Genomic DNA, 10105 nt, shown 5'->3' on the forward strand with positions numbered 1-10105 from the left:
AACGTCATGAACCGCCCCAATATGCGCAGAACGCACGCCATAGTCATCGCCATCGCGGCCGGGTCCCTGGTCCTGACCGCGTGCGGGGGAGACAGCAACGGCGGCTCCAAGGAGAAGACCAAGTCGGACAAGGACGCCGCTCAGCAGCAGGCGCAGATCCCCCTCGGCGACCAGGCCGCGTCGACGGGTCCGGCGGTCGAGGTCCCCGGAGCGACCCCGGGCGGACGCATCCGGGTCTACCAGCGTGACAACTTCGACCACCTCGACCCGGCGCAGATCTACGTCAGCGACGAGGGCCTGCTCGCCACGCTCTACACGCGTCAGCTGACCACGTACAAGACCGACGACAAGGGCAGGAAGACCCTCGTCGGGGACCTGGCGACCGACTCGGGCACCGTCTCCGACGGCGGCAAGACCTGGAAGTTCACGCTCAAGGACGGCATCAAGTTCGAGGACGGCAAGCCCATCACCTCGGCCGACATCCGCCACTCCATCGAGCGGATGTACGCCAAGTTCATCACCGACGGCCCGACGTATGTGCAGCAGTGGCTGTCCGGAGCCGGCACCGAGTACCGCAAGGCGCTGCCGGACGGCCCGTACAAGGGCAAGCACCTGCCGAAGACCGTCCTGGACACCCCGGACGCCAAGACCGTCGTCTTCCACTTCACCTCGCCGCAGCCGGACGCGCCGTTCGCGCTGGCGATGGCCGCCTACGGCGTGGTCGAGAAGGCCAAGGACACCAAGGAGAAGTACGACACCAAGCCGGTGTCCACCGGCCCGTACCGGATCGCCTCGTTCAAGGCCGGCAAGTCCATGACGCTGGAGAAGAACCCCGGCTGGGACCCGAAGACCGACCCGTTCCGCCACCAGTACGTCGACGGCTTCGACATCACGTTCAACCACCAGACCTCGGACTCGACCAAGCGTCTGATCGCCGACAACGGCGAGGCGCAGACCGCCCTGAGCTTCACCAACGCGGTCGACCCGCTGCAGACCAAGGACGTGTTGTCCAACGCGGCCGCCAAGAAGCGGACGGTCATCGGCTACCAGCCCTATGTGTGGCAGATGAACTTCAACATGGACCGCATCACCGACAAGCGGATCCGTGACGCGATCACCTACGCGATCCCGGACGTCCAACTGGTGCGCCTCAACGGCGGCAGCTACGGCGGTGAGATCGCCGGCGGTCTGCTGGCCCCGACCGTGCCCGGCTACGAGAAGGGCTACGACCCGTACGGCAAGATCAAGAAGCCGAACGGCGACCTGGCCAAGGCCAAGGAACTGCTGAAGGCCGCCGGCAAGGAGAACATGAAGCTGGTCTACGGCTACGCCAACACCGAGGTGGGGCAGAAGGAAGCCGTGGTCATCGCCGACGCCCTGAAGAAGGCCGGCTTCAACGTGCAGAAGAAGGAGATCGACTCCGCCACCTGGTACTCCCAGATGGGCAAGGTCAAGAACGGCCTGGACATCTACCGCACCGGCTGGGGCCAGGACTGGCCCTCCGCCTCCACGGTGATCCCGCCGTCCTACGACGGCACCCAGATCCAGGACGGCGCGTCGAACTACTCCCACATCAACGACGAGCACGTGAACGCCGAGATCAAGCGCATCGGCCGGATCACGGACATCAAGCAGGCCACGAAGCAGTGGAGCAAGCTCCACCACTACATCGTGGAGAAGGTCAACCCGGCCGCCCCGCTGTTCTTCACCAAGCAGTTCCAGATCTACGGCTCGAAGATCGGTGGCGCCCAGTACAGCGACACCATCAACTACATCGACCCGACGCGCCTGTTCGTCAAGAAGTAAGCGCAGCGGCACCACGCCCTGGGCGAACTCCCGGGGTCGCGCGCACGGCGGAGCGCGCGCTCCGGGGTTCCGCCCCTCGCCTTCTTCTCCCACAGCAGCCGCCGACGAGAGCAGCGAACTGCCATGCTTCAATTCCTTCTTCGCCGGTCGATCGGCGCCGTCGTCATCCTGATCCTGATCAGCGCGTTCACGTTCTTCCTCTTCTTCTCCATTCCGCAGGACCCGGCACTGCTCGCCTGCGGGAAGAACTGCACACCTGACGCCATCAAGATCATTCACCAGAACCTGGGCCTCGACAAACCCGTTCCGGTCCAGTACTGGAATTTCATGGTGGGCATCTTCGCGGGCCGCGACTTCGCCGTCGGCCACTGCTCGGCCCCCTGCTTCGGCTACTCGTTCGCGAACAACCAGCCGGTGTGGAACACCATCGTCGACCGCTTCCCGACCACGCTCTCGCTCACCGTCGGCGGCGCGTTCGTCTTCCTCCTCGTCGGTCTCGGCACCGGCATGCTGGCCGCCTGGAAGCGCGGCACCGCCGTGGACAAGACGTTCAGCTCCGTCTCGCTCGTGCTCAGCTCGATGCAGATCTACTTCCTGGGTCCCATCGTGCTCGGCCTGCTCGTGTACAGCACGGACATCCTGTCGTCGCCGAAGTACGTGCCCTTCACCGAGAACCCCGGCCAGTGGTTCGTGGGCCTGCTCATCCCCTGGATCGTCCTGTCGGTCATCTTCACCGCCAACTACACCCGTATGTCGCGGTCGACGATGATCGAGCAGCTCCAGGAGGAGCATGTCCGCACCGCCAAGGCCAAGGGCATGTCCAGCCGCTATGTGTTCTTCCGGTACGCCTGGCGCGGCTCGCTGATCCCGATCGTGACCATCTTCGGCATGGACCTGGGGTCCCTGTTCGGCGGCGCGATCATCACCGAGCAGACCTTCAGCCTCGCGGGCATCGGCAGGCTCGCGGTCGAGTCGGTCATCAAGACCGACCTGCCCATGATCATGGGCGTGATGCTCTTCAGCGCCTTCATGATCCTTCTGTTCAACATCATCGTGGATGCCGCGTACGCGTGGATCGACCCGCGTGTGCGCCTGTCCTAGGAGAACCACCAGTGACCACACTCACCAAGACCGAGGACTCCCCGGCGCCGACCGGGGCGGACCCCTTCCTCTCGGTGCGGGACCTGTATGTGCGGTTCTCCACCGAGGACGGCATCGTCAAGGCGGTGGACGGGCTCTCCTTCGACCTCGAGCGCGGCAGGACACTCGGCATCGTCGGCGAGTCCGGCTCCGGCAAGTCCGTGACCAACCTCGCCGTGCTGGGCCTGCACAACCCCAAGTCCACGACGATCAGCGGGGAGATCCTCCTCGACGGGCAGGAGCTGACCGGGGCGAGGGAGAAGACCCTGGAGCGCCTGCGCGGAAACAAGATGGCCATGATCTTCCAGGACCCCCTGACGGCCCTGTCGCCGTACTACACGGTGGGCCGCCAGATCGCCGAGCCGTTCGTGAAGCACACCGGCGCGAGCAAGCGCGAGGGCCGGCTGCGGGCCGTCGAGATGCTCGGCAAGGTGGGCATCCCCCAGCCGCAGACCCGCGTGGACGACTACCCGCACCAGTTCTCCGGCGGTATGCGCCAGCGCGCCATGATCGCGATGTCCCTGGTCTGCAACCCGTCCCTGCTGATCGCCGACGAGCCGACCACCGCGCTGGACGTGACCGTCCAGGCGCAGATCCTCGACCTGCTCAAGGACCTCCAGCAGGAGTTCGGTTCAGCGATCATCCTGATCACCCACGACCTGGGCGTGGTGGCCAACACCGCGGACGACATCCTGGTGATGTACGCGGGCCGCGCGGTCGAGCGCGGCTCCGTCAAGGAAGTCCTCCAGTCCCCCCGGCACCCCTACACCTGGGGCCTGCTCGGGTCCATGCCCCGGCTGTCGGGCGATGTGGAGCAGCCGCTCAAGCCCATCCCGGGCACCCCGCCGAGCCTGCTCAACCCGCCGCCCGGCTGCCCGTTCCACCCGCGCTGCGCCTACACCGGGGAGGTCGGAGGGGACCGCTGCTCCAGTGAGCGGCCGGTGCTGCCCGAGGGCCGCGGAGGCGCCTGCCATCTGACGGCGGAGCGCAAGCAGAGCATTTTCATCGAGGACATTCAGCCCGCACTGGGCTGAACGGGCGTCTGGGGCGAACGAAGATGAGCAACGACACCACCACCGCCACCGCGGACGCCGGCACACCGCTCCGCGACGCCGTGCCCGGCACCGCTCTGCTGGAAGTGGAGGGGCTGACCAAGCACTTCCCGATCTACGGCGGCTTCCCCGTCAAACGGCGGGTCGGGGCGGTGCAGGCGGTCGACGGCATCGACCTGGCCGTGCACGAGGGCGAGAGCTTCGGCCTGGTCGGCGAGTCCGGATGCGGCAAGTCCACCACCGGCCGTCTTCTGACCCGGCTGCTGGAGCCCACCGGGGGCAGGATCACCTACAACGGGCAGGACATCACGCACGCCGGGCGCAAGCAGCTCGCGCCCATCAGGTCCGAGATCCAGATGATCTTCCAGGACCCGTACTCCTCGCTCAACCCGCGCCAGACCGTCGGCAGCATCATCGGCGGGCCCATGGAGATCAACGGGATGAACCCGCCCGGCGGGCGGGAGATGCGCGTCCGCGAGCTGCTGGAGACCGTGGGCCTCAATCCCGAGCACTACAACCGCTTCCCGCACGAGTTCTCCGGCGGCCAGCGCCAGCGCATCGGCGTCGCCCGCGCGCTGGCGCTGGAGCCGAAGCTGATCGTCGCGGACGAGCCGGTCTCCGCGCTCGACGTCTCCATCCAGGCGCAGGTGGTGAACCTGCTCCAGAACCTCCAGCGCGAACTGGGCATCGCCTTCCTGTTCATCGCCCACGACCTCGCGGTGGTGCGCCACTTCTCCCAGCGCGTGGCCGTGATGTACCTCGGCAAGATCGTCGAGGTGGGCGACCGGGACTCGATCTACAACCGGCCGCGCCACCCGTACACCCATGCGCTGCTCTCCGCCGTGCCCGAGGCGACCGTGACGGCGGCGCGGGACGGCGAGGGCCGTGAGCGCATCCGGCTCGCGGGCGATGTCCCCTCCCCCATCAACCCTCCGTCCGGCTGCCGTTTCCGCACCCGGTGCTGGAAGGCGCAGGACAGGTGCGCCAAGGAGGAGCCGCCGCTGATCCGGCTCGGCGGCAACCGCGAGGGGCACCTGACGGCGTGCCACTTCCCCGAGGAGCCGACGACCGCGGCACGGGAGGAGGACGTGATCCTCGACCCGGCGCTGCTGGCGGCGGAGAAGGGGACCGGCGCCGGGAGCGCCGGCCCGGTGGGCAAGGTCGATCGGTAGTCCGTCACCGCGTCAGTAGCCCGGAGGACGGCTCGGCGGCTGGGGGTATCCGTAGTCGCCGGGCTGCGGCGGGTTCTGCGGATAGCCGCCGGGCGGCCCGTACGGCTGCGGGGAAGGCGGCTGCTGCCAGCCGCCCTGGGCGGGCCCCGGGTAGTAGCCGCGGGGAGCGGCGCCCGACGCGCTCAGCATCACCACGACGACCACCAGGCCGACCACGACCGTGGCCGCGTCCGTGAGGATCTGCATGTTCCCGCGCTGGCCGTGGAGGAAGAACTCGCGGTACGAGTCGTCGTGCAGGGCGATCAGCTGCCGGACCGAGTCGTAGACCAGTATCGACAGAAGGGCCACCAGCGCACCCCTCGCCACCCGCCGCCCGGCCAGGGCCAGGCCGCCGGACACCGCCAGCGCCACACCCTGCGCCAGGTGGTAGACATCCACGTACGAGCGGGTGGCCGCCTTGCTGCCGTCGAAGACGGCGACGACGTAGTCGCCCACGCCGATGTCCTGCGCGCTGTAGACCGCCCAGCCGAAGCAGGCGACGGACAGCAGGAGCGCGCCGATGCCGGACAGGGCGTACTTCCCGCGCTGTGCCTGGGGCACCCGTATCGGATCCGAATCCGTATGCGTTATCGCCACCTCCGTACAGTACGGGTGCCCAAGGCCCCGGGTGAAGACAGTGGCGGCCGGTACGCCCGCTCCCCCGACCGGCTGACGGGGTGTGGGCCGCACGAGTGGAAAACCTCCACAACCACCCGTACGGGCCAGGGCCGTTTCCCGGTTCCGGCGCGGGCGGGTGCATGGTGGGCGTCCTGTACCGGTCCGCCTGCCTCCGAGGAGGAACCCCCATGCGCGCATCCCCGCGCGTCACCCGGGTCGTCGGTGCCACGGCCCTAGCGCTGTCCCTCATCTCCTGCGGCGGTGGCGGCGGCAGCACCAGCGGGGGCGGCGCCCCCAACCCCTCGGGCATCGTCAGCTCCTCGTGGACCGATCCGCAGAACCCGCTGGAACCGGCCAACACCAATGAGGTCCAGGGCGGCAAGGTCCTCAATATGATCTTCCGAGGGCTCAAGCAGTACGACCCCAGGACGGCCGAGGCCAAGAACCTGGTGGCCCAGTCGATCACCACCAGCGACCAGCAGAACTTCACGATCACCCTCAAGTCGGGATGGAAGTTCAGCGACGGCACCCCGGTGAACTCCAAGTCGTTCGTGGACGCGTGGAACTACGGCGCGCTGCTGACGAACCGGCAGATCAACGCTCCGTTCTTCAGCTACATCGACGGCTACGCCGAGGTCCACCCGGACTCGGGCTCGCCCAAGGCCCAGACGATGTCCGGTCTGCAGGTGGTCGACGACAGCACCTTCACCGTCAAGCTGACGCAGAAGTTCACCGGCTTCCCGGTGATCCTGGGCTACGCCGCCTTCTACCCCCTGCCCCAGGCGTTCTACAGCGACCACGCCGCCTGGCTGAAGAAGCCCGTCGGCAACGGCCCCTACCAGGTGGACAGCTACACCAGGGGCCAGGGCATGAAGCTCGTCAAGTGGGACGGCTACAACGGGCCGGACAAGGCGAAGAACGGCGGTGTGCAGCTGAAGGTGTACACCGACAACAACACCGCCTACACCGATCTGCAGGCCGGAAACCTCGACGTCCTCGACGACATCCCCGCCTCGCAACTGCCCAACGTCAAGAGCGACCTCGGCAGCCGCTACATCAACCAGCCCGCCGGTATCTTCCAGAGCCTGTCCTTCCCCATGTACCGCAGCGAGTGGGGCTCGAAGGACGCGCTGAAGCTGCGCCAGGGCCTGTCCATGGCGATCGACCGGGCGCAGATCACCAAGAGCATCTTCATGGACACCCGCACCCCGGCCAGCGACTGGACCTCCCCGGTGCTGAAGGAGGCGGGCGGCTACAAGCAGGGCGTCTGCGGCTCCCCCTGCACGTACGACCCCAAGCAGGCCAAGAAGCTCATCGACGAGGCGGGCGGCCTGCCGGGCGGCAAGGTGACGATCAGCTCCAACGTCGACACGGGCTCGCACCGCGTATGGATGGACGCGGTCTGCAACAGCATCAACAACGCCATGGGCAACGACAAGGCGTGCGTCGTCAACCCCGTCTCCACCTTCGCCGACTTCCGCAAGCAGGTCGTCGCCAAGCAGATGAACGGCATGTTCAGGACCGGCTGGCAGATGGACTACCCGCTGATCCAGGACTTCCTCCAGCCGCTCTACTACACCAACGCCTCGTCCAATGACTCCCACTACAGCAACCCGAACTTCGACAAGCTCGTGAACGAGGCCAACGCCGAGTCCGACGTGGCCAAGTCGGTGTCGACGTTCCAGGACGCCGAGAAGGTCCTCGCCCAGGACTTCCCCGTGGTCCCGCTGTGGTACCAGAACGGCACCGCCGGCTACTCGAAGAGCGTCTCGAACGTCGCGCTCGACCCGTTCAGCGTGCCCGTCTACACCGGCATCGAGGTGTCCGAGTAGCTCTCCCGGGCGGCGGCCGGCGGCCCTGTGCCACCGGCCGCCGCCCCCTCCACCACGCACCACCAGTTCCGCGCAGGAGGCCTCATGGGGCGCTACGTCATCAGGCGACTGCTCCAGATGATCCCGGTGTTCATCGGGACCACCTTTCTGATCTTCGTGATGGTCTACGCGCTCGGCGACCCGGTGGCCGCGCTCTTCGGGGACCGGGCACCCGACCCGGCGACCGCGGCGCAGATCCGCAAGGACCTCAACCTCGACAAGCCGCTGGTGACCCAGTACCTGCTCTACATGGGGAAGATCTTCACCGGTGACTTCGGCACCGCCTTCAACGGGCAGAGCGTCACCGAGCTGATGGGCACGGCCTTCCCGATCACACTGCGGCTGACCATCGTGGCCATCGTCATCGAGATGCTCGTCGGCGTCTTCCTCGGGGTCGTCTCCGGGCTGCGCCGCGGCGGCGGCGTGGACACCTCCGTGCTGGTGCTCACCCTCGTCGTGATCTCCGTGCCGACGTTCGTCAGCGGGTCTTTGCTGCAGTACCTGCTGGGTGTGAAGTGGAAGGTGATCGACCCCGCGGTCTCCCCCGAGGCCCCGCTGAACGAGCTGATCGTGCCCGGTATCGTCCTCGCGCTCATCTCACTGGCCTATGTGACCCGGCTGACCCGCACCTCCGTAGCCGAGAACGCCCGCGCCGACTACATCCGCACCGCGCTCGCCAAGGGCCTGCCGCGCCGCCGCATCATCACCCGGCATCTGCTGCGCAACTCCCTCATCCCCGTGGTGACCTTCCTGGGCGCGGACGTCGGGGCACTGATGGGCGGCGCCATCGTGACCGAGCGGATCTTCAACATCCAGGGCGTCGGCTTCCAGCTCTACCAGGGCACCCTGCGGCAGAACTCCCCCACCGTGGTCGGCTTCGTGACGATCCTGGTGATCGTCTTCCTCATCGCCAACCTCCTCGTGGACCTCCTCTACGCCGTGCTCGACCCGAGGATCCGCTATGCCTGACCCCGTCAACCCCAATCTGGACCCCATGTCCCACACCGGCCCGGGAGGGGCGATGGACATGGCCATGACCGAGGGCACATCGCTGGAAGGGACGAGCCCCGAGGCGACGGACCCCCGCGAGAAACCGCGCAGCCTGTGGAACGACGCCTGGCGGGACCTGCGGCGCAATCCGATCTTCATCATCTCCTCCCTGCTGATCCTCTTCCTGGTCTTCATCTCCATCTGGCCGGGCTCCATCGCCACCGGCAACCCCCTGTCCTGCGATCTGATCCACTCCCAGGACGGCCCCACGAAAGGCCACTGGTTCGGCTTCGACAACCAGGGCTGCGACGTCTACACCCGCACCGTCTACGGTGCCCGTGCCTCGGTGACCGTCGGCGTCTGCGCCACGGCCGGTGTGGCGGTCCTCGGCAGCGTCCTCGGCGGGCTCGCCGGGTTCTTCGGCGGCTGGTGGGACGGCGTCCTCTCCCGGATCACGGACATCTTCTTCGGCATCCCGATCCTGCTGGGCGGCCTGGTCTTCCTGTCGGTGGTCAAGGGCGGCTCGGTCTGGCCCGTCGTCGGCTTCATCGTCCTGCTCGGCTGGCCGCAGATCGCCCGCATCTCCCGAGGGGCCGTGCTGACCGTGAAACAGAACGACTATGTGCAGGCGGCCCGCGCGCTGGGCGCGAGCAACACCCGGATGCTGGTGCGCCATGTGATGCCCAACGCCATCGCCCCGGTGATCGTCGTCTCCATGATCGCGCTGGGCACCTTCATCGCCCTGGAGGCGACGCTGTCCTACCTCGGCGTCGGGCTCAAGCCCCCCACCGTCTCCTGGGGCATCGACATCTCCGCCGCCTCCACCCTGATCCGCAACGCCCCGCACATGCTGCTCTATCCCGCCGCCGCGCTGAGCATCACCGTTCTGGCGTTCATCATGCTCGGCGACGCGGTGCGCGACGCCCTCGACCCCAAGCTGCGCTGAGGAGTGCGTCGATGAGCCCTCTGCTGGACGTGCGCGATCTGCATGTGGAGTTCCGCACCCGCGACGGCGTGGCCAAGGCGGTCAACGGGGTGGACTACAGCGTCAGCGCCGGTGAGACCCTGGCCGTGCTCGGCGAGTCCGGTTCCGGCAAGTCGGTGACCGCCCAGGCGATCATGGGCATCCTCGACAGCCCGCCCGGCTATGTGACCCAGGGCGAGGTCGTCTTCCAGGGGCGGGACCTGCTGACCCTCCCCGAGGACGAGCGCCGTGAGATCCGGGGCGCCAGGATGGCGATGATCTTCCAGGACGCGCTGTCGTCGCTGAACCCGGTGCTCAATGTGGGCTACCAGCTCGGTGAGATGTTCCGCGTCCACCGGGGCGCGTCGAGGAAGGAGGCGAAGCTCAGGGCGATCGAGTTGATGGACCGGGTGCGTATTCCGGCGGCGAGGGAGCGGGTGGGGGACTATCCGC

Annotated in this window: 9 protein-coding genes; 8 read left to right on the forward strand and 1 reads right to left on the reverse strand. The window is 67.5% G+C overall.

Annotated elements, in window-relative coordinates:
* The first annotated feature begins 6 nt into the window (after nucleotides 1–6).
* The 4 genes from IEY86_RS10485 (at nucleotide 7) to IEY86_RS10500 (ending at nucleotide 5170) form a co-directional block, all read left to right on the forward strand.
* On the forward strand, nucleotides 7–1806 hold the full coding sequence (locus IEY86_RS10485) for an ABC transporter substrate-binding protein (RefSeq protein ID WP_189131287.1): 1800 nt from the start codon (nucleotides 7–9) through the stop codon (nucleotides 1804–1806).
* Nucleotides 1807–1929: 123 nt separating this feature from the next.
* Nucleotides 1930–2907, forward strand: a complete 978-nt coding sequence (locus IEY86_RS10490; RefSeq protein WP_189131288.1) for an ABC transporter permease — start codon at nucleotides 1930–1932, stop codon at nucleotides 2905–2907.
* Nucleotides 2908–2918: 11 nt separating this feature from the next.
* Complete coding sequence (locus tag IEY86_RS10495) at nucleotides 2919–3980, forward strand: ABC transporter ATP-binding protein (RefSeq protein ID WP_189131289.1); 1062 nt, start codon at nucleotides 2919–2921, stop codon at nucleotides 3978–3980.
* Nucleotides 3981–4003: 23 nt separating this feature from the next.
* Nucleotides 4004–5170 (forward strand): ABC transporter ATP-binding protein, encoded by a 1167-nt coding sequence (locus IEY86_RS10500; RefSeq protein ID WP_189131290.1) that lies wholly within the window; start codon nucleotides 4004–4006, stop codon nucleotides 5168–5170.
* 12 nt (nucleotides 5171–5182) lie between these two features.
* Here the strand turns inward: IEY86_RS10500 and IEY86_RS10505 are convergent, their stop codons facing one another.
* Nucleotides 5183–5806, reverse strand: a complete 624-nt coding sequence (locus IEY86_RS10505) for a hypothetical protein (RefSeq protein ID WP_189131291.1) — start codon at nucleotides 5804–5806, stop codon at nucleotides 5183–5185.
* Between the two features lie 209 nt (nucleotides 5807–6015).
* On the opposite strand from IEY86_RS10505, the gene IEY86_RS10510 reads away from it, so the two are divergent.
* The 4 genes from IEY86_RS10510 to IEY86_RS10525 all read left to right on the forward strand — a co-directional run.
* Nucleotides 6016–7659: a peptide ABC transporter substrate-binding protein gene (locus tag IEY86_RS10510; protein ID WP_189131292.1), complete on the forward strand. Its 1644-nt coding sequence runs from the start codon at nucleotides 6016–6018 to the stop codon at nucleotides 7657–7659.
* Between the two features lie 84 nt (nucleotides 7660–7743).
* Nucleotides 7744–8667, forward strand: a complete 924-nt coding sequence (locus IEY86_RS10515; RefSeq protein ID WP_189131293.1) for an ABC transporter permease — start codon at nucleotides 7744–7746, stop codon at nucleotides 8665–8667.
* Nucleotides 8660–9634, forward strand: a complete 975-nt coding sequence (locus IEY86_RS10520; protein ID WP_189131294.1) for an ABC transporter permease — start codon at nucleotides 8660–8662, stop codon at nucleotides 9632–9634. The genes IEY86_RS10515 and IEY86_RS10520 overlap by 8 nt, the downstream gene beginning before the upstream one ends.
* An 11-nt stretch (nucleotides 9635–9645) precedes the next feature.
* Nucleotides 9646–10105 (forward strand): ATP-binding cassette domain-containing protein (locus tag IEY86_RS10525; RefSeq protein WP_189131295.1); only part of this gene is annotated, 460 nt, incomplete at its 3' end.

Origin of the sequence: Wenjunlia tyrosinilytica (genome assembly GCF_014646055.1) — a bacterium.
GTDB classification, from domain to species: domain Bacteria; phylum Actinomycetota; class Actinomycetes; order Streptomycetales; family Streptomycetaceae; genus Wenjunlia; species Wenjunlia tyrosinilytica.